The organism is Streptomyces sp. NPDC093065 (assembly GCF_044754585.1).
In the GTDB taxonomy this organism is placed as follows: Bacteria; Actinomycetota; Actinomycetes; order Streptomycetales; family Streptomycetaceae; genus Streptomyces.
The window spans coordinates 1-25,087 of sequence record NZ_JBIVPJ010000011.1 but is presented as its reverse complement, the minus strand read 5'-3'; the positions used below and the strand labels follow the sequence as shown (position 1 = coordinate 25,087).

Here is a 25,087-nt window from a genome sequence, read left to right as displayed (position 1 = left end):
GGTGCGTTTCGGCTGCGGGTGCGTCGTGGTTGCTCGCGCAGTTCCCCGCGCCCCTGAAGAAGGCACGTTGCGCTGACGTCCCTCAAAGGGGCGCGGGGAACTGCGCGACCGGCCACCGACTACCCGCGACCGCCGAACCGGCAGAAACCCCACGCCCCTTGGGCGAACCGCTAACTACGCAGCACCGCTCCGACCCGCTCGCCCGCGAGGGCAACCGCGGCATCGCGGGCGGCCGACGCCTCGTCGACCGTAAGCGTCCGGTCCCCCGCGCGGAAGCGCAACGCGTACGCGAGGGACTTGCGCCCCTCACCGAGCTGCTCGGCGTTGTCGTACACGTCGAACAGCCGGATGGACTCCAGGAGTTCACCCGCGCCCTCGCGCAGCGCCGCCTCGACGTCGGCGGCCGGCACGAACTCGTCGACCACGAGGGCGACATCCTGCGTCGCGACCGGGAAGGTCGAGATGCCCGGTGCCTGCGGGGTGTCGTCGCCGACCCGCTCCACGGTGTCGAGGTCCAGCTCCATCGCGCAGGTGCGTGCGGGCAGACCCAGCGTCTTCAGGACCCGCGGGTGCAGCTCACCCGCGTGCCCGACGACGCGGTCCTCGCCGTCCACGGTGAGGACCAGCTCGGCGCAGCGGCCCGGGTGCCAAGGGCCGTACTGTCCCTTGCGGAGGATCAGCTCGGCCCCCGCTTCCCGTGCCACGAGGCGCCCGGCTTCCACCGCGTCGGCCCAGTCGGCCGGGCGGCCCTTGCCCCACCAGCCGGCCTGCTCGCGGGCGCCGGTCAGGACCACGGCGACGTGCCGGGGCTGGTCGGGCAGCGCGGCGTCCAGCGCGGCGAGGTCGTCCTCACCGGGGCGCCGGTCGACGGGCAGGTTCGCGGCGACGCGCTGCTCGTCGCGCGGGTGGAAGGCCAGGCCGGTCTCGAACAGGGCGAGGTCGTGCGCGCCCCGGCCGTCGTTGCGGCGCAGCGCCCCGAGCAGGCCCGGCAGCAGCGTGGTCCGCAGTGCGGGCTCCTCGTCGCTGAGCGGGTTGACCAGCTTGACGACGCGGCGGGCCGGGTCGTCGGCGTCGAGACCGAGCTGGTCGAAGACCTGCTCGCCGACGAACGGGTAGTTCAGCGCCTCGACGAACCCGGCGCCGGCCAGGGCGCGCCCGACGCGGCGGTGCAGCCGCTGGCGGGCGGTCAGACCGCGGCCCGCCGGGGGACGGGGCAGCGTGGAGGGCAGGTTCTCGTAGCCCTCCAGGCGGATGACCTCTTCGGCCAGGTCGTTCGGGTCGGTGAGGTCGGGCCGCCAGGACGGCACGGTGACGATCAGCTCGTCCTGGCCGTAGACGTCGCAGCCCACCTCCTGGAGGCGGCGTACGACGGTCTCGCGGCCGTAGGTCACGCCCGCGACCTTGTCCGGGTGGTCGGCCGCCACGGTGATCGTGTGCGGCACGGGCGGAGCGCTGATCTCGGTCACGCCGGACTCGGCGGTGCCGCCCGCGAGCAGCACCAGCAGGTCGACGGTGCGCTGCGCGGCAGCGGCGGCGGCCTGCGGGTCGACGCCGCGCTCGAAGCGGCGGGAGGCCTCGGAGGACAGCCGGTGCCGGCGGGCGGTGCGCGCGATGGCGACCTGGTCGAAGTGGGCGGCCTCGATGACCACGTCACTCGTCGCGTTCTCGGCGTCGCCGTGGTCGGCGATCTCCGTGTTGGCGCCGCCCATGACGCCCGCGAGGCCGATGGGGCCGCGGTCGTCGGTGATGACCAGGTCCTCGGCGTGCAGCTTCCGCTCGACGCCGTCGAGGGTGACGATCTTCTCGCCCTCCTCGGCCCGGCGCACCCCGATGGTGCCCTGGACCAGTCCACGGTCGTAGGCGTGCAGGGGCTGGCCCAGCTCCATCATCACGTAGTTGGTGACGTCGACGGCGAGCGAGATCGGGCGCATGCCGACCTTCTGGAGCCGCCGCTGGAGCCAGATCGGGGAGCGTGCCTCGGCGCTGAGGCCGGTCACGGTGCGGGCGGTGAAGCGGTCGCAGCCGGCGGGGTCGGCGATCTTCACCGGGTAGCCGTAGGCGTTCGGGCCGGGCACGTCGAGCAGGGCCGGGTCGCGCAGCGGCAGACCGTAGGCGATGGCGGCCTCGCGGGCGACGCCGCGGATGGACAGGCAGTCGCCGCGGTTGGCGGTGACGGCGATGTCCAGCACCTCGTCGACCAGCTGGAGCAGTTCGACGGCGTCCTTGCCGACCCCGGTCTCCGGCGGCAGCACGATGATGCCGTGGGTGCCGTCGTCGCCCATGCCCAGCTCGTCGCTGGAGCAGATCATGCCGTGGGACGTCTTGCCGTAGGTCTTGCGGGCGGAGATCGAGAAGCCGCCCGGCAGGGTGGCGCCGGGCAGGACCACGACGACCTTGTCGCCGACGGCGAAGTTCCGGGCGCCGCAGACGATCTCCTGGGGCTCACCGGTGCCGTTGGCCTGGCCTACGTCCACGGTGCAGAAGCGGATCGGCTTCTTGAAGCCCTCCAACTCCTCGACGGTCAGCACCCGGCCGACGACGAGGGGGCCCTTGAGGTCGGCGCCCAGGTGCTCGACGGTCTCGACCTCCAGACCGGCCGAAATCAGCTTGGCCTGCACGTCGCGGCCGGTCTCGGTGGCCGGCAGGTCGACGTACTCCCGCAGCCAGGAAAGCGGGACCCGCATCAGATCTCCATCCCGAACGGCCGGGTGAACCGGACGTCACCCTCGACCATGTCTCGCATGTCCTCGACGTTGTGGCGGAACATCAGCATCCGCTCGATGCCGAACCCGAAGGCGAAGCCGCTGTACTTCTCGGGGTCGATACCGCAGGCGGTGAGCACCCGCGGGTTGACCATGCCGCAGCCGCCCAGCTCGATCCAGCCCTCGCTGGAGCAGGTGCGGCAGGGCCGGTCGGGGTTGCCGACGGACGCGCCCTTGCAGACGTAGCAGAGCATGTCCATCTCGGCGGAGGGCTCGGTGAAGGGGAAGAAGTTCGGCCGCAGCCGGGTCTTCATCTCCGCGCCGAACAGCGACTGGACCATGTGGTCCAGGGTGCCCTTGAGGTCGGCCATGGTCAGGCCCTCGTCGACGGCGAGCAGCTCGACCTGGTGGAAGACGGGGGTGTGCGTGGCGTCCAGCTCGTCGGTGCGGTACACGCGGCCGGGGCAGATCACGTAGACCGGCAGCTCGCGCTCCAGCGCGGAGCGGATCTGCACGGGCGAGGTGTGGGTGCGCAGCACGACGCCGGACTCGGAGCCGCCGTCAGGACCCTGCACGAAGAACGTGTCGGCCTCGCCGCGGGCGGGGTGGTCCGGGCCGATGTTGAGGGCGTCGAAGTTGAACCACTCCGCCTCGGCCTCGGGGCCCTCGGCGACCTCGTAGCCCATGGCCACGAAGATGTCCTCGATGCGCTCGGAGAGCGTGGTGAGCGGGTGGCGGGCGCCGGCCGGTACGCGGTCGTGGGGCAGCGTGACGTCCACGGCCTCCTCGACCAGGACCCGCGCGTCGCGCTCGGCCTCCAGCTCGGCCTGGCGTGCGGCCAGCGCCTTGTTCACGGCGCCTCGGGCCATGCCGACGCGCTTGCCGGCCTCGGCCTTGGCCTGCGGGGGCAGGGCGCCGATCTCGCGGTTGGCCAGCGACAGCGGGGAGGTGCCGCCGGTGTGGGCGACCTTGGCCTCCTGGAGCGCGTCGAGGGAGTCCGCGGCGGTGAAGGCGGCGAGCGCCTCGTCCCGCATGCGCTCGATCTCTTCCGGTTTCAACGCCTCGACCTCGACAGGGTCGTACGACTTATTCGGTGCCGACATCTCTTCCCGTGCTTCCGATTGGCTGGCTGGGACGCCCCGTCTACGGTCCTCAGACGGGGCGGAGACGCTTCGTCGACGCTTCGTCTGCGGATCTGGACGCAAAGGTGCCAAAGACCGAGTCTAACGGGGCTGTGGAACGCTGATTACGCCCGTGGGGGTCGTCGGCCGCCTCGGGTGCTTCTCAGGTGAGGTACGCCGGTGCCGCCACGGGCAGGGTAAATCGGAACTCGGCGCCGCCGCCGGGGGCGCGGCCGACCGTGATGGTGCCGCCGTGGGCTTCGACGATGCCCTTGACGATGTACAGCCCGAGGCCGGTGCCGCCGCGCTTGCTGCCCCGCCAGAAGCGGGTGAAGACGCGGTTCATGGATTCCTCCGGGATGCCCGCCCCCTCGTCGCTCACCGTGACCGACGTGCCGGTGTCCTCCCCCTCGCGGGGGGACGCCGTGGGCGTGACGTCAATGGTGACGGTTCCCTCGCCGTGCCGCACGGCATTTTCCAGCAGGTTGCTGAGCACCTGGTCGACCTTGTCGGGGTCGGCCCACAGGTCGGGCAGCGGCTGGGCGAGGCGGAGCAGGAACCGGTCGGCCTCCTGACCGGCGGCGACGTAGGCCTGGATGTGCCGGCCGACGGCGGCGCCGATGTCCACGGGCTGGCGGCGGACCTCAAGGCGGCCGGAGTCGATGCGGGAGATGTCGAGCAGCTCGGCGATGAGCCGGGTGACCCGGTCGGCGTCGGCGTCGACGGTCTCCAGCATCAGCCGTTTCTGGTCGTCGGTGAACCTCTCCCACTTGGCCAGCAGCGTGGCCGTGAAGCCCTTGACGGAGGTGAGCGGGGAGCGCAGTTCGTGGGCGACGGTGGCGATCAGCTCGGCGTGGCTGCGCTCGGTGCGGCGGCGGGCCTCGGTGTCACGCAGGGTGACGACGACGCGGTGGACGGGGCCGAGGGGTTCGGTGCGGACGTAGCGGGCGGTGACCAGGACCTCGTGGCCGCCGGGGAGCAGCAGGTTGCGCTCGGGCTGGCGGACGCGGATGGCGAGGCCGCCGTAGGGGTCGGTGAGCTGCCACCAGCGGCGGCCCTCCAGGTCCTCCAGTGGCAGGGCGCTCTCCAGGGGCTGTCCGAGGGCTTCGGCGGCCGGGGTGGTGGTGATGCGGACGGCGGCCGCGTTGAAGCAGATCACCCGGCCGTGCTCGTCCGCGACGACCAGGCCGTCGGGCAGCTGGTCCGGGCCGACGCCGAGGTCGGCGAGATCGCCGGGCGGGCGGGGCGCGGGCGGACGCGGCGCTCCCCGTGCTCCCGGTGCGCTGCTCGTGCCGACGCTCATCCCCGTACCCCACCTCTCAACCGCGCAGGGGCCCTGAGCTGGTCACCCTACTAGCTCGTGGTGACGGAGCGGCACCCTCCGGCGGCACGCTGTGCACGCGCCGACGCGTAGAGACATACGGCGGCGGCGGTCGCGAGGTTCAGACTCTCCGCCTTCCCGTGGATCGGGACGCGCAGCACGGCGTCGGTGAGCGCGCGGGTCTCCTCCGGGAGCCCCCAGGCCTCGTTGCCGAACACCCAGGCGGTGGGCCCGCCCATGGTGCCCGCGTCCAGTTCGGTGTCGAGGTCGTCCTCGCCCGCGCCGTCGGCGGCCAGCACCCGTACCCCTGCCTCCCGCAGCCCGGCGACGGCCCGTTCGACGGGGACGCCGACGGCGACCGGCAGGTGGAACAGGGAGCCGACGGAGGCGCGTACGGCCTTGGGGTTGTACAGGTCGACGGAGGCGTCGGTGAGCACGACCGCCTCGGCGCCCGCGGCGTCGGCGCAGCGCAGCACGGTCCCGGCGTTCCCGGGGTCCCGGACGTGCGCGAGCACGGCGACGAGCTTGGGGCGGGCGGCGAGGATCTCGTCGAACGGCGTGTCCAGGAACCGGCAGACCCCGACCAGACCCTGGGGGGTGACGGTGGTGGAGATGTCCTCGATCACCGCGTCGGCGGCGAGGTGCACCCGGGCGCCGACGTCACGCGCGGCCCCGACGATGTCGGCGTACCGCTCAGCGGCGTCAACGGTGGCGAACAACTCGACCAGCGTCTCCCCGTACCCCGCGGCCTCCCGCACGGCCTGCGGCCCCTCGGCCAGGAACAGCCGCTCCTTCCCCCGAAAATTCCGCTTCCCGAGCCGCCGCGCGGCAGCGACACGGGGGGACCGGGGGGAGATCAGCTCGGGGGCGGCTGGGCGCACTCTTCTCACCTTCAGATATGAATCGACGCGGGCTGGGGCGCCCCTTCAGGGGCGCGGGGAACTGCGCGACCAGCCACGACGGCTCCGCAGCCGAACGACGGGCCAAGGCGGTGGGCAACCGAAGGGACCCGCAGGCTCCAGCCTGCGGGTCCCTTCGACTACGGCTCAAGCCGGCGCAGCGTCACGCCGCCTTCGGCGCGTTCACATCGCTCGGCAGCGCCTTCTGCGCGACCTCAACGAGCGCGGCGAACGCGTTCGGGTCGTTGACGGCCAGCTCGGCGAGGATCTTGCGGTCGACCTCGACGTTGGCGGCCTTCAGGCCCTGGATGAAGCGGTTGTACGTGATGCCGTTGGCGCGGGCAGCGGCGTTGATGCGCTGGATCCACAGCTGGCGGAAGTCACCCTTGCGCTTCTTGCGGTCGTTGTAGTTGTAGACCAGCGAGTGGGTGACCTGCTCCTTGGCCTTGCGGTACAGGCGCGAACGCTGACCGCGGTAGCCGGAGGCCTGCTCGAGGATCGCCCGGCGCTTCTTGTGGGCGTTGACTGCCCGCTTGACGCGTGCCACTTGTTAACTCCTTGTAGCGGGGCCGCGGTGGTCCTCACGCGGCCCGGTATCGATTGGGTCCCGGTCCTGCCGTACGGCGCTCAGTGGCGCCCGTACGTCACTTGCCGAGAAGCTTCTTGATCTTCGCGGCGTCGCCCGGGGCCATCTCGGCGTTGCCGGTGAGGCGACGCGTCACGCGGGACGACTTGTGCTCGAGCAGGTGGCGCTTGCCGGCGCGCTCACGGAGCACCTTGCCGGAGCCGGTGATCTTGAAGCGCTTGCTGGCACCGCTGTGCGACTTGTTCTTCGGCATAGCGCCGTTCTCTCCTCGTCGGTGGCGCTCCGGTGCCCGGTCGTGAAACCGGGCACGGTGGGAGCGTCGCTCTTGTATTCGGTCTGTGTCCTGGGGACTGGCGGCCCCCCGGGGTCACGCTTCGGCGGGTGCCTCGGCCGGAGCCTCGGCCTCCTCGACGTCGGCCTCCGCGGCGTTCTGCGACTTGCCGGGGTTCGCCTTCGCGTCCGCCTTGCGCGCTTCCTGCGCCTGGCGGGCCTCGGCCATCGCCTCGGTCTTCTTCTTGTGCGGACCGAGAACCATGATCATGTTCCGGCCGTCCTGCTTCGGGTTCGACTCCACGAAGCCGAGGTCCTGGACGTCCTCCGCGAGACGCTGCAGCAGTCGGTAGCCGAGCTCCGGCCGGGACTGCTCGCGACCACGGAACATGATCGTGATCTTGACCTTGTCGCCCTGCTTGAGGAACCGGACGACGTGACCCTTCTTGGTGTCATAGTCGTGCGGGTCGATCTTCGGCCGGAGCTTCATCTCCTTGATGACCGTGTGCGCCTGGTTCTTGCGCGCCTCACGGGCCTTCATGGCCGACTCGTACTTGAACTTCCCGTAGTCCATGAGCTTGCACACGGGCGGACGGGCGTTCGCCGCGACCTCGACGAGGTCGAGGTCGTACTCCTGCGCAAGCTCCAGGGCCTTGGCAAGCGGGACAATCCCGACCTGCTCGCCGCTGGGACCGACAAGTCGCACCTCGGGAACGCGAATCCGGTCGTTGATGCGGGGCTCGGCGCTGATGGATCCTCCTCGGTAGCACCACGCGACGGTCTGGCGGACAGCCGCGTAACGTCTGTGTTCGTTAGACCTAACCGCGCCGGCACACAAAAAATGCCCCGGACGATCACAGGCGGGGCTCCTCGAACTGCTACCGGAGCACCGCCGCGATGGCCGCGGGGCGCGATTTCGGGCTGGTCACCGCCGCTGGGACGGGACCGCCTGACCGGTGACCCGCCGTCCTCAGGACGGCCAGGTGGGAGTTCGAAGCCTCCACTTGTGGGCCGGATCCGCTGCCGTGGGCGTGCGTGTCCGACCGGTCGTTACACAAGGTTAGCAGCTCGGCGGGGGAAGGGCTAACCGAGTCCGAGTGGGGCCCGCTCCCCCGCTGCGCCTATCGTGTGCGGCATGAGTGAGACCCCTCCTGAATCCCCGGCGAATCCCGACTTCGACGCCATGACCCGCGACATCGCCGAGGTCCCCGCTGTCGAGGTGATCGTGACGGTCGCCGTCAACCTGATGAGCGCCGCCGCCGTGAAGCTGGGCCTGACCGAGGAGGGCGACGCGCACAAGGACCTGGACGAGGCCCGCAAGCTGGTGCACGCGCTGGCCGGTCTGCTGGACGCGACCGCGACCGAGATTAGCTCGTTCCACGCGGCGCCGCTGCGTGACGGTCTGAAGTCGCTCCAGCTGGCCTTCCGCGAGGCCTCGCTGGTCCCGGACGAACCGGGCCAGGGTCCGGGCGAGAAGTACACGGGCGCGGTCTACGGCTGACCGCCGCCCTCCCTGAGCTGTCCCCGCACGTACAAGGGCTCGCCCGGCGGCGTCGCCCCGGTCGGCAGCAGTGCCAGGTCGAGGCCGCGCACCAGGCGGGCCCTCAGTGTGTCGTCGGCGGCCAGCCGCTCGGCGACGGCACGGGCGGCCTTCGCCGCGTCGGCGTCCGGATCCAGGACCAGCGCGAGCGTGCCGTCGGCCCGCCCCGGCCCGAGGTGGGCGCGGAGCACGGCTGGCTCCTCGGCCAGGGCGGCGCGCACGGCCCGCGCCACGGCCGGGTCGGCGAGCGGATCGGTCGTCGTACGCCCCTCGGCCAGCGCCAGCAGCACCGCTCCCGTCAGCTCGAACGCCACCGGCCCGGCCAGATCCAGTACGACGGTGTCCGCCTTCTCGTGCGCGGCGGCCTCCAGTGCCTGGTGCACGGGTACGGCTACGGGGCGGGCCTCCGGGTCCCAGCGGGCGAGCGACTCGGTGGACGTGAAGGCGGGCAGCGCGGTGCGGTCGCCCGCCTTCAGGGTCGGTACGGCCATGTCGCTGGTCTTCTCACGGCGCAGCCCGCCCTCCCGTCGCCCACCACCACCCTTCCAAAGAGCTTCGCGCCCCTCTTGACTGTCCTCCTCCACCTCTCCGAGTACGGCGACGACGGGCACGAGCAGCCGGGCGCCCTTGAGCGCCTCCAGCACAGGCGCCACGGCGGCGCGGTCCTCGGCCCAGGCGGCGAGCGCGGCGCTCAGCCGGGGGTCGGCGGAGCCGTCGTCGTCGGAGAAGGCGGAGTCGGGGATGTTCTTGTTCGCCACGGTCCCCGACCCTATCGGGGTGCGGGTACGGCACTTCTCACCGGTCTCTCAGGGATCTCTGACCCGGATTTCACCTCCGCCCCACGGCCCGCACAGCAACCGCCTGAACCATCGCCGCCATGGCACCCTCCAGAGCCCGGCGGGCACGGCGGGCCCGGCGGCGTCCTGCCCGGGTACGGCCCGCCCTGATCGTTCTCGCCGTCGTCGGCGCCACGGCCACCGGCGCCGTGTACTGGCAGGGTCACGCGCGCCCGGGGGCGGACGCAGCCGTATCGTCGTCGGCCTCGGCACCCTCGGGCGGGGAGGAATCGGTGGAGACGGTCGAGCCGGTCGGGACGGCCGAGCCGCAGATGGACGGTGACGCGCGGCTCGCCGCGGCCATGGCGTCGGTGGCGGTGGCGGACGGCGCCGAGGTGTCGGTGGCGGTGCTGGACCCGGACTCCGGCGAGAGCGCCTCGTACGGGGCGGGCGCCTTCGACACGGCGAGCATCGTCAAGGTCGACATCCTGGCGGCGTTGCTGCTCCAGGCCGAGGACGCGGGGCGTTCACTGACCGCCGCGGAGAAGTCGTACGCCACCGCGATGATCGAGAACAGCGACAACGACTCGGCGTCGGCGCTGTGGCGGGCGATCGGGACGGCCGACGGACTCGACGCGGCGAACGAGCGCTTCGGCCTGACGGGGACGGAGGGCGGCGAGGGCACGCTGTGGGGGCTGACGCAGACCACCGCCGCCGACCAGGTCGCGCTGCTGCGGCAGGTGTTCGTCGGGGACGGCTCGGAGCTGGGCGAGGCCTCGCGGACGTATGTGCGGGAGCTGATGGAGCGGATCGCCGACGGTCAGCGGTGGGGCGTGTCGGCGGCGGCCGACGGGACCGGCGGGACGGACGGTCCGGTGTGGGCGCTGAAGAACGGCTGGCTGCGACGCGGCACCACCGGGCTGTGGGTGGTCAACAGCATCGGGCGGATCGAATGCGGCGGCCACGGCTACCTGGTGGCGGTGGTGTCGCGGGGCAGCGCCACGCAGGCGGAGGGGATCGCACTGACCGAGACGGCGGCACGGGCGGCGGTGTCCGTGTTCACGGACGGCACCCTCTAGCGACCGCTCCGGGCGGTCAGAAGCCGTCGGGGCGTTCGCGGCGGCCCCGCCACAGGACGACGGCCGCGACCACCAGGACGCCGCCCGCGCCGCCGGCCAGCGGGGCGGCCCAGGCCGAGGTGTCGTCGTCGGAAGCGGGGTCGTCGGGTCCCGGGCCGAAGTACTCGTCGCCGTACGCCGCCGCCTTCAGGCCCTCGGGCTTCAGCCGTCCGGCCGCCTCGACGGCGGCGGCCGGGTCGATGAAACCGAAGCCTCGGGAGTCGTCGCGGCCCCCGGCCGGGGCGTTGCGGGCGGTGTCCTCCAGGAGGGCCTTGACCTGGGCCGGAGTGAGGTCCGGGTGGGCCGCCTTCACCAGGGCTGCGGCGCCGGAGACGAAGGCGGAGGCGGCACTGGTGCCCCAGCCCTCGTAGTAGCGGTGGTCGGGGTCGGCGATGATCACGTCGACGCCGGGGGCGCTGACCGTGGCGTACCAGCGGCGGGTGGAGAAGGAGGCGCGGGTGCCGTAGCGGTCGACGGCCGTCGCGGCGATCACGCCCGGGTAGGCGGCCGGGTAGGAGACGTGGTCGCCCTTCTCGCCGCCGTTGCCGGCCGAGGCGACGACGATCACGCCCTTCTTCAGGGCGTACTGGACGGCCTCGTCCTCGGCGGGTTCGGGATGGGCGGAGGCGGAGTCGTCGCCGAGGGAGAGGTTGATGATGTCGGCGCCGTGGTCGGCTGCCCAGCGGATGCCCTCGGCCAGGGCGTTGCCGCGGGTCTTGCGGGCCTTGGCGCGGGAGGGGTCGCCGTCCTCCAGGATCACCCGCAGGGGGAGGATCCTGGCCTCCGGGGCGATGCCCATGACGCCCTCGGCGTTGCCGGTGCCGTGTCCGTGACCGGCGATGATCCCGGCCATGGCGGTGCCGTGCCGGGCCCAGGAGCGGTCGCCCTCGCTCGCACCGAAGCCGACCAGGTCCTTGCCCGCGAGGACGTTGCCGGCCAGGTCCGGGTGGTCGGCCTCGACGCCGGTGTCCAGGACGGCGACGGTGACGCCCGCGCCCTTGGTGGTGCGCCACACCTCCTCGGTGTGCATGGCGTCCAGGGCCCACTGCTGGGCGCGGATGCCGTCCGCGTGCGCGGCTGTCGCCGGGGCCAGGACGAGGGCGGCGGCGAGGAAGAGGCTCAGAGCCCCTGTTCCGCGGCGGACGGCTGCGGGGGTCACGACGGGTGCTCCGTGGGCGCGCCGACGTGTCTGCGCAGGGCGCGTTCGACGCGGTCGGCGAGGCCCTGCGCCTCGTGGCCGAGACCGGCCTGGGCGGGTGCCGACGCGGCGCCGGACTCGGTGGCCTCCTCGGCGGGTTCGGGTTCGTCGACGCTGCGGTCGTCGGCCCAGCCGGAGACGGCGTAGACGACGACGGGGGCGTCGGTGAGGACGGAGACGGTCCATGCGGCCCGCTGGGCCGCGCCGAAGCCCTCGGCGACGGTGCCCTTCGCCGCGTACGGCAGCGGCATGAGGTCGGCCCGGCGGCCGAGGCCCTCCTTCTCGAAGCGGCCGGCCAGCGAGGTCATGGCGGCGGCGTCGGCCTTGGTGAAGAGCAGGCCGACGGTGGTGACGTGGCTCTGGGTGGCGTCGGTGTAGGTGGCGCGCAGCAGGCGCGAACAGCCGACCGGTTCGAACACCTTGGCGAGCAGTCGGTCGAAGGCCCCGGCGCAGTCGCCGTCCGGGGCGACGGCGACCCGCGTCCAGGTCCGGTCGGCACCGCCGGGGCCCGCGCCCCTGCCCTGGACGGTGGGCGGGAACAGCTGGTCGACGGGCACGCTGTGCCACAGCTCCCCGGCCTCGGTGTACGCACTACTCCGTGCGCCCTCGTCCCCGGAGTCCCCGGCGAGCCAGCTGCCCGTGACGGCCCCGGTGAGGAGTCCCACCCCGAGCACGAGGCAGACGGCCGCGGCGACGACCTGGGGGCGCGGACGCCCGCCGAGCGGACGGGGCCGGGCCATTGCGTCGTACCCCTCGGGCTCGCCGAAGGAGACCCGGGGGCGCGCGTCGGCCGGGGGCGTGGGGCTGTTCGGAGTGTTCGGGGTGCTCCAGGAGAAGGCGGGGTCGGGGCGGGCGGGGGCCGGCCGGGGCGTGGGAGGTTCCGGGGCCGCCGGTCGCGGTTTCGGGTCCTCTGCCGTGTCCGCCGGGACCGGGCGCAGGCGCGTGGTCGTCTCCGCCGGTGTCTCCGCGGGCGCACCGGGGCGGTGGGGCGGCGCCTGCGGCACCCCGGCGCCGCGCGGGGCTTCACGGCCGACGGTCGGCGCGGTGTCGGGGAAACGGGCGGAGGCCCGGGGTGGCGCGGGCACGGGGTCGCCGGGCCGGGGGTCGCCGAGCCGGAAACGCGGGTACCGGGGCCGCGCGCCGGAGCCCTCGGAGCTGCCGGAGGTTCCGTCCCGTCCGCCGGCCGAGGGGGCGGGCGCGTCCGCGTCGCCCGCGCGCCGCGCCGGGACGGCGGTGGAGGGCGCCTCGGTGTCCCCTCGCGTGCCGGGGTGCGCGGCCTCCGGGTCGCCGCCGCGCTGCGCCGGTGCCGTCACCGGGCGGGGCGGGACACCGGAGCGGGGCGGGGCTCCGATGCGGGGCGGGGTGCCCGGACGCGGCGGCGTCTGCGGGCGGGCCGGGACCGCCGGGCGGGCGGCGGCACCTGCACCCGCTGCGGGGTCCTCGCCCGGCGCGGGTTCCGGACGGGGCGGCGTTTCGGGGCGGGGCGGTGCGTCGGGGCGGGGCGGGGTATCGGGGTGCGAGGGGAGGGAGGCGCGGCGCGCTTCCGTGCTCATGCACCCCCCGTTTCCTCGGGCCCGGCCCGTTTCTCCGACACGGGCGGGAGACCGTGGTCCTGACCGTGTCTCCTGCCCCCGGCCCGGCGCGGAACGATCCGTCCCGGGCACGCATACCCGCTGCGGAGGACCACCATCCCGGCGAGGGCTGCGGGTCCCTGCCGCCGGGGTCGGGTCCGCCGTGCGTGCGCGTCACTCTACGGCGTGACCCCGCCGTAGGGGGAACCAGTCCGCGCGCCCGTGGCATTGGCCCGGATCGTCCCCCTACCCCGCGGTAATCCTGTCTGGCAGGCTGCCGTCATGACCGCACGCGCCGCCGACCGGGCCCGATACGACCGGGCCACCGCCCATCTGGACGCCCCCGTGGCGATCGTGGACCTCGATGCCTTCGACGCCAACGCGGACGACCTGGTCCGCCGCGCCGGCGGCAAGCCGATCCGGGTCGCCAGCAAGTCCGTACGCTGTCGTGCGCTGCTGGAACGCGCCCTGGCCAGGGACGGTTTCGCGGGCGTCATGTCGTTCACGCTGGCCGAGTCCCTGTGGCTGGCGCGCTCCGGTTTCGAGGACGTGCTGCTCGCCTATCCGTCGGCGGACCGCGCCGGGTACGCCGAGCTGACCGCCGATCCGAAGCTCGCCTCCGCCGTGACCGTGATGGTGGACGACCTGTCGCAGCTGGATCTCGTCGACGCGGCGCGCGAGGGCGAGGGCGGCCGGGAAGTCGTGCGGGTCTGCCTGGAGTTGGACACCTCGCTGAAGCTGCTCGGGGGCCGGGTGCGGGTCGGGGCCCGGCGCTCGCCGCTGCACTCCCCCGCCCAGGTCGCCGACCTGGCCCGCGCGGTGGCGCGCCGGCCGGGGTTCGAGGTCGTCGGCATCATGGCGTACGAGGGGCATGTCGCCGGGGTCGGGGACGCGGTGGCGGGGCGTCCGTTCCGGTCGCGTGCCGTGCGGCTGATGCAGGCCGCCGCCCGCCGGGAACTCGCCGAGCGGCGGGCCGCGGTGGTGCGGGCGGTGCGGGCCGTGGTGCCCGGCCTGGAGTTCGTCAACGGCGGCGGCACGGGCAGCGTGCAGCACACGGCCGCCGAGGACGCGGTGACGGAGATCGCGGCCGGTTCGGGCCTGTACGTGCCGCGGCTGTTCGACAACTACACGTCGTTCCGCGGTCGTCCCGCGGCGCTGTTCGCGCAGCCCGTCGTACGGCGGCCGGGCGTCGGGGCCGTGACCGTGCTCGGCGGCGGCTACCCGGCCTCCGGCGCGGCCGGCGCCGACCGGCTGCCGGTGCCGTACCTGCCCGAGGGGCTGCGCTACGACCCCCAGGAGGGCGCCGGCGAGGTGCAGACGCCGCTGCTGGGCTCGCCCGCCGACGACCTGCTCGTCGGCGACAAGGTGTGGTTCCGGCACGCCAAGGCCGGGGAGCTGTGCGAGCGGTTCGACGCACTGCACCTGGTGGAGGGGGACGCGGTGACGGCGACGGTGCCGACGTACCGGGGCGAGGGGCGCACCTTCCTGTAGGCGGTCTCCGGGGCGGGTCAGTCCGTCGGGCCGAGGCCGCTGCCCACGCCGCCGCCGGTGTCCGCGTCGCCGATGGGCCGGATGCCCTTGGTGATCTCGTCCATGACGGCCAGGGGCGGCCCGTCCTCGCCTGCGTCGAAGACGTAGCGGACGAGGATCGGGGACTCGGTGCCGACGGTGGAGGGGAACACCATCGACTGCACGTAGCCGCCGGGCCCCTTGGCCGTCTTCACCCTCCGGCGCACGTAGTACCCGGCGCGTCCGGCGACCGCGACGGGGCCGGACGCGACCTCCTCGTGGGACCGGATGCCGCCGAAGGGCTTGTTGCCGATCAGGTCGCGGTCGTAGGCGTCGTCGGCCGCGTCCTCGATGTCCTGCTGCGCGAGGATCCTCGGGGAGGACTCGGCGTTCGCCGTGACGGTGCGGGAGACGACGAGGCCGTGCCGGCAGACGCTGCCGTCGGCGGGGCAGTCGTAGGTGCCGTCCGTGGTCATCATGACGTCGTCCTCGGCGACGTACTTGGGCAGGACCCAGCCCTCGGGCAGCGGGAAGGTGATGCCGTTGAGCTGGTCCTCGACCACGGCCGGGTCGTCGGCGGAGGGTTCGGAGGCGGTCGGTGAGGGGGACGGCGACCCGCTCACCGGCGAGGGGTCGGTGGCGGTCGCCGTGACCGGCGGGGTCTGCGTCCGCGGGCTGCCCTCGTCGTCCTCGCCCAGCACGAACACGCCGGTGACGATCGCCGCGACCAGCACGGCCGCGGCGGTGGTCACGGCGACGGCCTTTCCGCGTCCGCCGCCGCCCGTGCCCGGTCCACCGCCGCCGGGTACGCCGCCGGTGGACAGCGGCACGGTCGCCGCCCGGCCGGGCTCCGCCCCGTAGGGCGTCGGCGTCGGCTGCTGCCCGGGCACCGGCCGGGGGGCATGGCCCACGGCAGGCCCGTACCCGATCGGCTCGGGGGCGCGCCGGTGTTCCGTCCAGGCCGTGCCGTCCCACCAGCGTTCCTGGTGCGGGGCCGACGGGTCGCGGTACCAGCCGGGCGGGGGCGTCATACTCATCCCGGCACTGTAGGACGCCGCGCGCGGTGTTCTACAGCGGTGTGACGTACGCCCCCGAGATCCCGCCGTCCACCAGGAAGTCGGTGGCGTTGACGAAGGAGGAGTCGTCGCTGGCCAGGAAGGCGACGGCGGCGGCGATCTCCCGGGCCTCTGCGAACCGTCCGACCGGGATGTGGACGAGGCGGCGCGCGGCCCGCTCCGGGTCCTTGGCGAACAGCTCCTGGAGCAGCGGGGTGTTGACCGGCCCGGGGCACAGCGCGTTGACGCGGATGCCCTCCCGGGCGAACTGCACGCCCAGTTCCCTGGACATGGCGAGGACGCCCCCCTTGGAGGCGGTGTATGAGATCTGGGAGGTGGCCGCGCCCATCCGGGCCACGAAGGACGCGGTGTTGATGATGGAGCCCCGGCCCTGGCGCCGCATGTAGGGGATGGCGGCCCTGCAGCACAGGTACACGGAGGTGAGGTTGACCTCCTGGACGCGCTTCCACGCCTCCAGGCCGGTCTCCAGGATGGAGTCGTCGTCCGGCGGCGAGATGCCGGCGTTGTTGAACGCGACGTCGACGCTTCCGTAGGTGTCGTACGCCGCCGCGAACAGCGCCTCGACCTGCTCGGGGTCGGTGACGTCGGCCTTGACGAAGATGCCGGCGGTCTCCTCGGCCGCCGCTTTCCCCCGGGTCTCGTCCACGTCGCCGCAGACGACGTGGGCGCCCTCGGAGGCGAGCCGGCGGACGGTGGCGAGGCCGATGCCGCTGCCCGCGCCCGTGACGACGGCGGTACGGCCGACGAGCCTGCGGCAGACGATGTCTTCGCTCACTGTGCGGGGCCCTCCGTGCTCGACGAAACGTTGCTGATGAAGACGTTCTTGGTCTCGGTGAACGCGGTCAGCGCGTCCGGGCCCAGCTCGCGGCCGACGCCGGACTGCTTGAACCCGCCGAACGGTGTCCAGTAGCGGACACTGGCATGGGAGTTGACGGACAGGTTCCCGGCGCGCACCGCGCCCGACACGCGCAGCGTGCGGCCGACGTCCCGGGTCCACAGCGAGCCGGACAGGCCGTAGTCGGTGGCGTTGGCCAGGCGGATCGCGTCGGCCTCGTCCTCGAAGGGCAGGACCACGGCGACGGGCCCGAAGACCTCCTCGACGGCCACGCGCGCGTGCGCGTCGACGCCGGTGAGGACGGTCGGCGCGAACCAGTAACCGGGGCCGCCCTCGGGTGCCTTGCCGCGGATGCCGGGGGCGTCGTCGGGAACGTGGGAGCGGACGCGGTCCAGCTGGGCGCGGGAGATCAGCGGGCCCATCTCGGTGCTCTCGTCGGCCGGGTCGCCGACGCGGACGGCCTCGATCGCGGGGGCGAGGAGGGCGAGGAAGCGGTCGTGCACGGATCGCTGGACGAGGATGCGGGTGCGGGCGCAGCAGTCCTGGCCCGCGTTGTCCAGGAAGGACATGGGCGTGGCGGCCGCGGCGGCCTCCAGGTCGGCGTCGGCGAAGACGATGTTGGGGCTCTTGCCGCCGAGTTCGAGGGTGACGGGCTTGAGGAGCGCGGCTCCCTTGGCGGCCACCCGTCGGCCCACGGCCGTGGACCCGGTGAAGACGATCTTGGCGACGCCCGGATGCTCGACGAGCGCGTCGCCCGCGACGGGGCCGTGCCCGGGCAGCACCTGGAGGAGGCCCTCGGGAAGGCCCGCCGCCAGGGCGATTTCGGCCAGGCGCAGGGCGGTGAGGGGGGTCGTCTCGGCGGGCTTGAGGAGGACCGCGTTGCCCGCCGCGAGCGCCGGTGCGGCGGCCCAGGCGGCGATCGGCATCGGGAAGTTCCAGGGGGCGATGACGCCGACGACGCCGAGCGGTTCGAGGAACGTGACGTCCAGGCCGCCGGCGACCGGGATCTGGCGACCGGTGAGCCGCTCCACTCCCCCGGCGGCGTAGTCGAGCAGGTCGCGGACGTTGCCGGCCTCCCAGCGGGCGTTGCCGAGGAGGTGTCCGGCCTCCGTGACCTCCAGTCGGGCCAGTTCCTCCAGGTGCTCGTCGACGCCGGCGGCGAAGCGGCGCAGCAGCCGGGCCCGGTCGCCGGGGGCGAGGGCGGCCCAGGCGGTCTGCGCCCGCGCGGCGCGTGCGACGGCGGCGTCCACGTCGGCCGCGGAGGCGGCGGGGACGGTGGCGACGACCTCTTCGGTGGCGGGGTTCAGTACGACCAGCTGGTCGGGGAGATCTTCGGACAGCTCGGACAACCGGTGCCTCACATGCGTTCGAAGGAGCGGCGCAGTTCCCAGTCGGTGACGGCGGCGTCGAACGCGTCCAGTTCGACGCGCGCCATGTTGCGGTAGTGGGCGACGACCTCGTCCCCGAAGGCGGCCTTGGCGAGGGTGCTGTTCTCCCACAGCTCGGCGGCCTCGCGCAGGGTGGTGGGGACGTGCTCGAAGTCGGCGGCGTAGGCGTTGCCCGGGCAGGGCTCGGGCAGCTCCAGGCGCTGCTCGACGCCGTGCAGTCCGGCGGCGACCATGCCGGCCACCGCGAGGTAGGGGTTGACGTCGCCGCCGGGGAGGCGGTTCTCGAAGCGGAGCGAGTGGCCGTGACCGACGACGCGCAGGGCGCAGGTGCGGTTGTCGTGGCCCCAGGCGACCGCGGTCGGGGCGAAGGAGCCGGGCTGGAACCGCTTGTAGGAGTTGATGTGCGGGGCGTAGAGGAGGGAGAACTCGCGCAGCGCCACGAGTTGTCCGGCGAGGAAGTGCCGCATGACCTCGGACATGCCGCCCTCGTGTCCGCCGGCCATGACGCTCCGGCCGTCCCTGCGGGCGAGCGAGAGATGGATGTGGCAGGAGTTGCCCTCCAGCTCGTTGTACTTGGCCATGAAGGTGAGGGACATGCCCTCCTGGGCGGCGATCTCCTTGGCACCGGTCTTGTAGACCGCGTGCTGGTCGCAGGTGACCAGGGCCTCGTCGTAGCGGAAGGCGATCTCGTGCTGGCCGGGGTTGCACTCGCCCTTGGCGGACTCGACGGTGAGACCGGCGCCGGCCATCTCGTTGCGGATGCGGCGCAGCAGGGGTTCGACGCGGCCGGTGCCGAGGACGGAGTAGTCGACGTTGTACTGGTTGGCGGGGGTCAGCCCGCGGTAGTTGGCGTCCCAGGCGTGTTCGTAGGTGTCGCGGAAGACGATGAACTCCAGCTCGGTGCCGACCTGTGCGGTGTACCCGTGCCCGGCGAGCCGCTCCAGCTGGCGGCGCAGGATCTGGCGGGGCGCGGCGGGCACCGGGGAGCCGTCCTCCCAGGCGAGGTCGGCGACCACCATGGCGGTGCCCTCGTTCCAGGGCAGCCGGCGCAGGGTGGCGGGGTCGGCGTGCATGGCGAAGTCGCCGTAGCCGCGGTCCCAGGAGGACATGGCGTAGCCGTCCACGGTGTTCATGTCGGCGTCGACGGCCAGGAGGTAGTTGCAGCCCTCGGTGCCGTGGGCCAGGACCTCGTCGAGGAAGAAGCGGGCGGCGAACCGCTTGCCCTGGAGGCGCCCCTGCATGTCGGGAAAGGCCAGGACGACGGTGTCGATGTCACCGGCGGCGACGAGGGCGTGCAGTTCCTCGACCCCGAGCGGGGGTGTGCGGTCTGCCACGGGAAGAGCCTCCTTCTGGCCGGGAGCCATAAGGTATTGCCGGGAACCTTTGGTTGGGAAGGGGGCGCGGCGGCGTGCGGGAGGAATCCGGCGGGAGCGCCGGGAGCGTGACGGACCGGCTGGCGCCGGTACTGCGGCCGGTGCGGGCCGGAAACGGCTTCGAGGAGGCGCTGGAGCAGATCCTCCAGGTCGTCAGGCTGGGGCTGGTGGCGGCGGGCGAGCGGCTGCCGGCCGAGCGGGAGCTGGCGGAGCGGCTGGGGATCAGCCGGGTGACGCTGCGCGAGGTGCTGCGGGTGCTCCAGGACCAGGGGCTGGTGCGGGCGCGGCGCGGCCGGTACGGCGGAACGTTCGTGCTGCCCCGCGCGGACGCGGCCGGCGAGGACGAGCTGCGGCGCCGGGTGGCCGGGGTGGACATCGAGGACGTGCTGCGGTTCCGCGAGGTGCTGGAGGTGGGGGCGGCCGGGCTGTGCGCCGCACACGGACTGCCGGACGGGCGGGCGGCGCGGCTGCGCGAGGCACTGGCCGGCACACGGGACGCTCCGCTGGCGCAGTACCGGCGGCTGGACACGATGCTGCACCTCACCCTCGCCGAGCTGTGCGGCTCGCCGGCGCTGGCGGCGCAGTACGCGGCCGTCCGGGCCGGCCTCAACGACCTGCTCGACTGCATCCCGCTGCTGGTGCGCAACCTGGAGCACTCCCAGCGTCAGCACGCCGCGCTGGTGGAGGCCGTGCTCGACGGGGACGCGGACGGGGCGCGGGAGATCGCCCGGGAGCACTGCGCGGGGACGGCGGCGCTGCTGCGGGGGTTTCTGACGTGAACGCCTTGCCGTGGCGGCGTCCTGCGGCAAAGGTGTGACGACGGTCCATTGTGTGGTCCGATTTCCTGGAGGGTGGATGGCGGGCAGGCCGCTGATCGGTGTCAGCACGTATCTGGAGTCCGGGGCGCGCTGGGGTGTGTGGGAGCTGGAGGCGGTGCTGCTGCCCGCCGGGTATCCGCGGCTGGTGCGGCGGGCGGGCGGACTGGCCGCGATGCTCCCGCCGGACGAGCCCGAGCATGCCGCCGCGGCCGTCGCCCGCGTCGACGGGCTGGTGATCGCGGGCGGCCCGGACGTGGAGCCGGTCCGCTACGGCGCCGAGCCCGATCCGCGCACCGGCCCGCCGGCCCGGGCCCGGGACACGTGGGAGCTGGCGCTCATCGAGGCGGCCCTGGCCGCGCGCGTCCCCCTGCTGGGCGTCTGCCGGGGCATGCAGCTGCTCAACGTCACCCTGGGCGGCACCCTGGTCCAGCACATCGAGGGGCACGCCGAGGTGGTGGGCGTGTTCGGCGGCCACCTGGTCCAGCCGGTGCCGGGGACGCTGTACGCCGGTGCCGTGCCGGAGGAGACGTTCGTGCCGACGTACCACCACCAGGCGGTGGACCGGCTCGGCACCGGCCTGATCGCGTCGGCCCACGCCGCGGACGGCACCGTGGAGGCCGTGGAGCTGCCGCCCGGCTCCGGCTGGGCCCTGGGCGTGCAGTGGCACCCGGAGATGGGCGAGGACGTACGGGTGATGCGGGCCCTGGTGGACGCGGCACGGTCGGACTGAGCGGAGCCCGGGGACCTGCCCGGTCCGGGCCGGTGACGGCGTTCGAAGCGTGCCCCGGTGGGACGGGGCCGGGCAGTCCGTACGACTCGCGGCCCGGAGGCCGTGACGGTCCCGCGCGGCACCGGGCGGGCCGTGAACCGCCCCCGCCGGCACGCCGCCCCCCGCGGAACGGGGGCCGCCGAGCCGCACGACTCGCGGCCTGCAAGACAGCACGCCGCCCCCGGATCGGCGACGGCACTCGACACCCCCGGCCAGCGGGACGGGACCGAGGGACCACGCGGCTCGCGGCCCGGGACGGAACAAGCACCCCGCACCACCCCGGGGCGGGCTCGAAGCGCGGCTTCGTCGGCGCGCCTAGGCCCGGGTCAGGGAGAGCAGCCGACGGGCCGGGCCGGTCGGGCGGTGGCCGGTGGGCCAGACCGCTCGCAGGTCGCGGGCCAGGACGACGTCCGCCACGGGGACGCTCACCAGGCGCCGGGTGGTCAGTTCCTCGCCGACGGCCAGTTCGCTGAGGACGGAGGGTCCGGCGCCGCCCACCGCGGCCGCCTTCACCGCCGTGGTCGAGGACAGTTCGATCAGGGGGCGGGCCAGTCCGCCCAGCGCCGCGTCCAGGACCTGCCGGGTGCCCGAGCCCTTCTCGCGCAGGATCAGCGGGGTCGCCGCCAACTCCGCCGCCGCGAGCGGGCGCCCGCGGCGGGCCCAGGGATGGCCCGGCGCGGTCACGACGATGAGCCGGTCGTGGCCGATGACCGCGGAGTCGAGGCCGGTCGGCACACTCACCCCCTCCACGAAACCGAGGTCGGCGTCGTCGGACAGCAGGCGCTCGGCGACCGCCGCCGAGTTGCCCGCGAGCAGCGACACCGCCGTGTCCGGCAACTGGGCGCGCAGCGCGACCAGCCAGCCCGGCAGCAGGTACTCGGCGATCGTCATGCTCGCGGCGACCCGCAGCCGCGAGTCCCGCCGGTCCCGCAGCGCCTGCGCGCCCGCGTCGAACGCCTCGGCGGCCTCCACGATCCGCCGCGCCCAGTCCGTGACCAGCGCGCCCGCGTCGGTGAGCCGGGAGCCGCGCGGCGAACGGTCCACCAGGGCGACACCCAGCTGCCGTTCCATCGAGCGGATGCGGCTGCTGGCGGCCGGCTGGGTGATGCCCAGTTCACGCGCCGCACCGCCTAGGCTGCCCAGGCGTGCCACCGCCAGCAGCAGCTCCATCGCCCCGAGGTCCGGCACCCGGTGCGCCAGCGAGCCCGCCACGGACCGTCCCCGGTCGTCGTGCCCGCCCTGCGTGCCGCCCACGCCGCCCGTGCCGCTCCCCGCCCCGCTCCCAGCGTCCCTGCTCATAACTCCAGCTTATGCCCTCATAGAGACGTGGTCCCTGGTCAGGGGTTTCCCCGGCCGGGACCGTGGAGTCATGGTCACCGCAGCCCAGCCCCGCCCTCCTTCCCCCTCCCCCTCTCCCGCCGTCGGCCCGGCCGTCCGCCGGGTACCGGCCGTCCGCCATCTCGGACCCAACTGGTACGCCTGCGTCATGGGCACCGCCATCGTCGGCACGGCGGGGGCGGCGCTGCCCGGGCAGGTACCCGGTCTGCGCGCCGTCTGCACCGCGGTCTGGGCCCTCTCGCTGGTCCTGCTGGTGGTCCTGCTGGCCGCCCGGTCGCTGCACTGGCGCCACCACCGCGACCAGGCCCGCGCCCATCTCCTCGATCCGGCCGCCGCGCCGTTCTACGGCTGCCTGTCGATGGCCCTGCTCGCCGTCGGCGGCGGCGCCCTCGCCCTCGGCCGGGACTGGGTCGGCACCCCGGCAGCGGTCGCCCTGGACGCCGTGCTGTTCACCGCCGGTACGGTGATCGGGCTCGCGGCGGCGGTCGCCGTGCCGTACCTGATGGCCGTACGGCACCGGATCGAGCCGGGGCAGGCCAGCCCGGTGTGGCTGCTACCGCTGGTCGCGCCGATGGTGTCCGCGGCCGTCGGACCGATGCTGGTGCCGCACCTGCCGCCGGGACAGCCCCGCGAGACGCTGCTGCTCGCCTGTGTCGCGATGTTCGGGGTGAGTCTGTTCGCGACCCTGCTGACGCTGCCGGTGGTGTTCGGCCGACTGCTCACCGGCGGCCCGCTGCCGCTCGCGCTCACCCCGTCGCTGTTCCTGGTCCTGGGGCCGCTCGGCCAGTCGACGACCGCCGTGGGCAAGTTCGCGGACGTGGCGCCGGGCATCGTGCCGGGGCCTTACGCAGAGGGCTTCTCGGTCTTCGCCGTGCTGTACGGAGTGCCCGTGACGGGCTTCGCGCTGATGTGGCTGGCCCTGGCCGCCGCGCACGTCGTCAGGGCCCGCCGGCAGGGCATGGGCTTCTCGATGACGTGGTGGTCGTTCACCTTCCCCGTGGGCACCTGCGTCACCGGCGCCGAGGCGCTGGCCCGCGAGACGGGGCTCGTCGCCTACGACGGGCTCGCCGTCGCCCTGTACGCCCTCCTCGTCGCCGCCTGGGCCGTGGCCGCCGTACGCACCGCGCGGGGCCTGCTCAGCGGCGCGCTGCTCGCAGGGCCGCGGCCAGTACCCGGGGCGCCTCTGCCAGCGACGGCCCGTACCACGTGAGACACCGCCCGTCGACGAGGGCGCAGGGCAGGCCGGGGAAGGCCTCGGGGCCGTCTTCGGCGGTGAAGCGGTACGGCTCGTCCGGCAGGACCACGACGTCCGGGCGGGCCGCCCGCAGTTCGTCCACCGGGACCCTCGGGTAGCGCTCGGGGTGTGCCGCGTACAGGTGGTCGACGCCGAGGCGGGCCAGGACGTCCCCGGCGAAGGTGTCGCGGCCCAGCACCATCCAGGGCCTGCGCCAGACCGGGACGACGGCCGTGGCACGCCGCCCGGGCACGGGCGGGTCGGCCCAGGCCGCCTCCGCCTCGTCCAGCCAGCGGGGCCGGGAGGACGCGCCGCAGGCGGTGAGTGTCCGGTCCAGCTCGGTGAAGGCCTGCGGGACGGTGCGCACCTCGGTCACCAGCACCTCGACGCCCCCGGCGCGCAGGGCGTCGAGGTCGGGGGCGCGGTTCTCCTCCTCGTTGGCGATCACCAGGTCGGGGGCCAGGGAGAGGATCCGGTCGGTCTTCGGGTTCTTGGTGCCGCCGACGCGTACGACGTCCAGGCCGGCCGGGTGGGTGCACCAGTCGGTCGCGCCCACCAGCGCCCCGGGGGCGGTGGCGGCCACCGCCTCGGTCAGCGACGGCACCAGGGAGACGACCCTCACCACCGCGCACTCACCTGCGGGGGCCTTCCCGGACCGCCTCGATGTGCTCGGCGACGGCGACGACGATCAGCCGGGTGTCGGGCACCGTGGCCCGCCAGCGGTGCCGCACGCCGCCGGTGAGGTACAGCGTGTCGCCCCGTCCGAGCCGGTAGGCGCGGCCCTCGGCCTCGATCTCCACGGCGCCCTCGGCGACGAACATCAACTGGTCGTTGCGGTACTGCAGTTCCCGGCCGGCGTCGTGGTCGCCGGTGAACTCGGAGGCGTGCATCTGGTGGTGTCCGCGCACCAGAGAGCGCACCCTGGGCGCCAGCTCGGGGTCGGGGTCCTCGGCGCGGACCACGTCGACGCTGCACGCGGGGTCGGCCGCGGCGAGCAGTTCCACGGCGGTGGTGCGCAGGGCGTCGGCCACCTTCTCCAGGGAGCTCTGGCTGGGCCGCGCCCGGTCGTTCTCGATCTGGCTCAGGAAGGGCACGGACAGGCCGCTGCGCTCGGCCACCACTGCGAGGGTGAGTTCGAGGTCCCGGCGCCGCCGCCGTACGGCCGCGCCCACCCGGAGGTGCTGATCTTTGTGGTCGCCCATCGCTCCGGCTCCCTCCTTCACCCGTCCTCGTGCCGTCGACGTGTCCCGTGCGGGGCGCCGTCCTCCTGATGAGTTCTCTGCACCCTACGCATGTTCGGCAAACCGTTTCATGCGGCCGTCACATCGATGTCACGGTGCGGTGGCCGCGACCTCACGGTTCTCGCCACCGGCGGGACGGTCCACGGGCCATACCGGTTCAAGGCACAGACGGCCTCCCCTGTTCCCGCCAGCCGTTCCCGCCCCGGCACGGCCCTGCTCAGGTGCGGGGTTGGCGCTCCGTGGTTGGCCGAATCCCTACCGTGTCCGACTCCGGGACGACCCGAGGGGTGGGGGCGGGGGGGGCCCCCCCCGGGGGGGGGGCCCGGCCCCCCCCCCGGGGGGGCGGGGGGGGGGGGCCCCCCCCCCCCGGCCGGGGGGGGGGGGGCGGGGGGCCCGGCGACGGC

Annotated in this window: 23 protein-coding genes; 6 read left to right on the top strand and 17 right to left on the bottom strand. The window is 74.0% G+C overall.

Annotated elements, in window-relative coordinates; all coding sequences use genetic code 11:
• Window positions 1–170: 170 nt before the first annotated feature.
• The 7 genes from pheT to infC form a co-directional block, all read right to left on the bottom strand.
• On the bottom strand, window positions 171–2,684 hold the full coding sequence (gene pheT / locus ACIQFU_RS20075) for a phenylalanine--tRNA ligase subunit beta (protein WP_402553158.1): 2,514 nt from the start codon (window positions 2,682–2,684) through the stop codon (window positions 171–173).
• Entirely contained in the window at window positions 2,684–3,805 is a 1,122-nt protein-coding gene (gene pheS / locus ACIQFU_RS20070; RefSeq protein ID WP_402553156.1) for a phenylalanine--tRNA ligase subunit alpha, read from the bottom strand. The genes pheT and pheS overlap by 1 nt, the downstream gene beginning before the upstream one ends.
• A gap of 181 nt (window positions 3,806–3,986) precedes the next feature.
• On the bottom strand, window positions 3,987–5,126 hold the full coding sequence (locus tag ACIQFU_RS20065; protein ID WP_402553155.1) for an ATP-binding protein: 1,140 nt from the start codon (window positions 5,124–5,126) through the stop codon (window positions 3,987–3,989).
• Window positions 5,127–5,176: 50 nt separating this feature from the next.
• On the bottom strand, window positions 5,177–6,025 hold the full coding sequence (locus ACIQFU_RS20060) for a TrmH family RNA methyltransferase (protein ID WP_402553153.1): 849 nt from the start codon (window positions 6,023–6,025) through the stop codon (window positions 5,177–5,179).
• A gap of 181 nt (window positions 6,026–6,206) precedes the next feature.
• Window positions 6,207–6,590: a 50S ribosomal protein L20 gene (rplT, locus tag ACIQFU_RS20055; RefSeq protein WP_003977226.1), complete on the bottom strand. Its 384-nt coding sequence runs from the start codon at window positions 6,588–6,590 to the stop codon at window positions 6,207–6,209.
• 97 nt (window positions 6,591–6,687) lie between these two features.
• On the bottom strand, window positions 6,688–6,882 hold the full coding sequence (rpmI, locus tag ACIQFU_RS20050) for a 50S ribosomal protein L35 (protein ID WP_003977225.1): 195 nt from the start codon (window positions 6,880–6,882) through the stop codon (window positions 6,688–6,690).
• A gap of 114 nt (window positions 6,883–6,996) precedes the next feature.
• Complete coding sequence (gene infC / locus ACIQFU_RS20045) at window positions 6,997–7,650, bottom strand: translation initiation factor IF-3 (RefSeq protein WP_063829748.1); 654 nt, start codon at window positions 7,648–7,650, stop codon at window positions 6,997–6,999.
• A 384-nt stretch (window positions 7,651–8,034) separates the two neighbouring features.
• Here infC and ACIQFU_RS20040 point away from each other — a divergent pair, with 384 nt between their 5' ends.
• Entirely contained in the window at window positions 8,035–8,400 is a 366-nt protein-coding gene (locus tag ACIQFU_RS20040) for a DUF1844 domain-containing protein (RefSeq protein ID WP_402553151.1), read from the top strand.
• On the opposite strand, the gene ACIQFU_RS20035 is transcribed toward ACIQFU_RS20040, so the two are convergent.
• The gene (locus ACIQFU_RS20035) at window positions 8,391–9,197 is read right to left on the bottom strand and encodes an SseB family protein (protein WP_402553149.1); all 807 of its coding nucleotides are present in this window, start codon (window positions 9,195–9,197) and stop codon (window positions 8,391–8,393) included. The genes ACIQFU_RS20040 and ACIQFU_RS20035 overlap by 10 nt on opposite strands.
• A 119-nt stretch (window positions 9,198–9,316) precedes the next feature.
• Here ACIQFU_RS20035 and ACIQFU_RS20030 point away from each other — a divergent pair, with 119 nt between their 5' ends.
• Window positions 9,317–10,294 (top strand): serine hydrolase, encoded by a 978-nt coding sequence (locus ACIQFU_RS20030; protein WP_402553147.1) that lies wholly within the window; start codon window positions 9,317–9,319, stop codon window positions 10,292–10,294.
• 16 nt (window positions 10,295–10,310) lie between these two features.
• Here ACIQFU_RS20030 and mycP read toward each other — a convergent pair whose 3' ends face one another.
• Both mycP and ACIQFU_RS20020 read right to left on the bottom strand, forming a co-directional pair.
• A complete protein-coding gene (gene mycP, locus ACIQFU_RS20025; RefSeq protein WP_402553146.1) occupies window positions 10,311–11,492 on the bottom strand; it encodes a type VII secretion-associated serine protease mycosin in 1,182 nt (393 codons plus the stop codon).
• Complete coding sequence (locus ACIQFU_RS20020; protein WP_402553144.1) at window positions 11,489–13,084, bottom strand: hypothetical protein; 1,596 nt, start codon at window positions 13,082–13,084, stop codon at window positions 11,489–11,491. Before ACIQFU_RS20020 ends, mycP begins: the two co-directional genes overlap by 4 nt.
• A 300-nt stretch (window positions 13,085–13,384) precedes the next feature.
• Here ACIQFU_RS20020 and ACIQFU_RS20015 point away from each other — a divergent pair, with 300 nt between their 5' ends.
• The gene (locus ACIQFU_RS20015; RefSeq protein WP_402553142.1) at window positions 13,385–14,593 is read left to right on the top strand and encodes an amino acid deaminase/aldolase; all 1,209 of its coding nucleotides are present in this window, start codon (window positions 13,385–13,387) and stop codon (window positions 14,591–14,593) included.
• A 17-nt stretch (window positions 14,594–14,610) separates the two neighbouring features.
• Here ACIQFU_RS20015 and ACIQFU_RS20010 read toward each other — a convergent pair whose 3' ends face one another.
• Genes ACIQFU_RS20010 through glnA4 form a run of 4 tightly spaced genes read right to left on the bottom strand, consistent with a single transcriptional unit; the run spans window position 14,611 to window position 19,244 of the window.
• Entirely contained in the window at window positions 14,611–15,642 is a 1,032-nt protein-coding gene (locus ACIQFU_RS20010) for a DUF2510 domain-containing protein (RefSeq protein WP_402553434.1), read from the bottom strand.
• A 37-nt stretch (window positions 15,643–15,679) separates the two neighbouring features.
• Window positions 15,680–16,462 carry a 3-oxoacyl-ACP reductase gene (locus ACIQFU_RS20005; protein WP_402553141.1) on the bottom strand — a complete coding sequence of 261 codons (783 nt, stop codon included), beginning with the start codon at window positions 16,460–16,462 and terminating at the stop codon, window positions 15,680–15,682.
• A complete protein-coding gene (locus ACIQFU_RS20000) occupies window positions 16,459–17,862 on the bottom strand; it encodes an aldehyde dehydrogenase family protein (RefSeq protein WP_402553433.1) in 1,404 nt (467 codons plus the stop codon). Before ACIQFU_RS20000 ends, ACIQFU_RS20005 begins: the two co-directional genes overlap by 4 nt.
• Window positions 17,863–17,879: 17 nt before the next feature.
• Window positions 17,880–19,244 (bottom strand): gamma-glutamylethanolamide synthetase GlnA4, encoded by a 1,365-nt coding sequence (glnA4, locus tag ACIQFU_RS19995; protein ID WP_402553139.1) that lies wholly within the window; start codon window positions 19,242–19,244, stop codon window positions 17,880–17,882.
• A gap of 107 nt (window positions 19,245–19,351) precedes the next feature.
• Between glnA4 and ACIQFU_RS19990 the strand changes: the two genes are divergently transcribed.
• Together ACIQFU_RS19990 and ACIQFU_RS19985 are read left to right on the top strand one after the other, a co-directional pair.
• A complete protein-coding gene (locus ACIQFU_RS19990) occupies window positions 19,352–20,062 on the top strand; it encodes a FadR/GntR family transcriptional regulator (RefSeq protein ID WP_402553431.1) in 711 nt (236 codons plus the stop codon).
• 76 nt (window positions 20,063–20,138) lie between these two features.
• The gene (locus ACIQFU_RS19985; protein ID WP_402553137.1) at window positions 20,139–20,831 is read left to right on the top strand and encodes a gamma-glutamyl-gamma-aminobutyrate hydrolase family protein; all 693 of its coding nucleotides are present in this window, start codon (window positions 20,139–20,141) and stop codon (window positions 20,829–20,831) included.
• 354 nt (window positions 20,832–21,185) lie between these two features.
• Here ACIQFU_RS19985 and ACIQFU_RS19980 read toward each other — a convergent pair whose 3' ends face one another.
• Window positions 21,186–22,040 carry a LysR family transcriptional regulator gene (locus ACIQFU_RS19980; protein WP_402553430.1) on the bottom strand — a complete coding sequence of 285 codons (855 nt, stop codon included), beginning with the start codon at window positions 22,038–22,040 and terminating at the stop codon, window positions 21,186–21,188.
• Window positions 22,041–22,239: 199 nt separating this feature from the next.
• Between ACIQFU_RS19980 and ACIQFU_RS19975 the strand changes: the two genes are divergently transcribed.
• Window positions 22,240–23,418 carry a TDT family transporter gene (locus tag ACIQFU_RS19975; protein ID WP_402553135.1) on the top strand — a complete coding sequence of 393 codons (1,179 nt, stop codon included), beginning with the start codon at window positions 22,240–22,242 and terminating at the stop codon, window positions 23,416–23,418.
• On the opposite strand, the gene ACIQFU_RS19970 is transcribed toward ACIQFU_RS19975, so the two are convergent.
• Both ACIQFU_RS19970 and ACIQFU_RS19965 read right to left on the bottom strand, forming a co-directional pair.
• Complete coding sequence (locus tag ACIQFU_RS19970; protein ID WP_402553133.1) at window positions 23,345–24,064, bottom strand: helical backbone metal receptor; 720 nt, start codon at window positions 24,062–24,064, stop codon at window positions 23,345–23,347. The two genes, ACIQFU_RS19975 and ACIQFU_RS19970, sit on opposite strands and share 74 nt — an antisense overlap.
• A 10-nt stretch (window positions 24,065–24,074) precedes the next feature.
• Complete coding sequence (locus tag ACIQFU_RS19965; RefSeq protein WP_402553132.1) at window positions 24,075–24,644, bottom strand: helix-turn-helix domain-containing protein; 570 nt, start codon at window positions 24,642–24,644, stop codon at window positions 24,075–24,077.
• Window positions 24,645–25,087 lie beyond the last annotated feature (443 nt).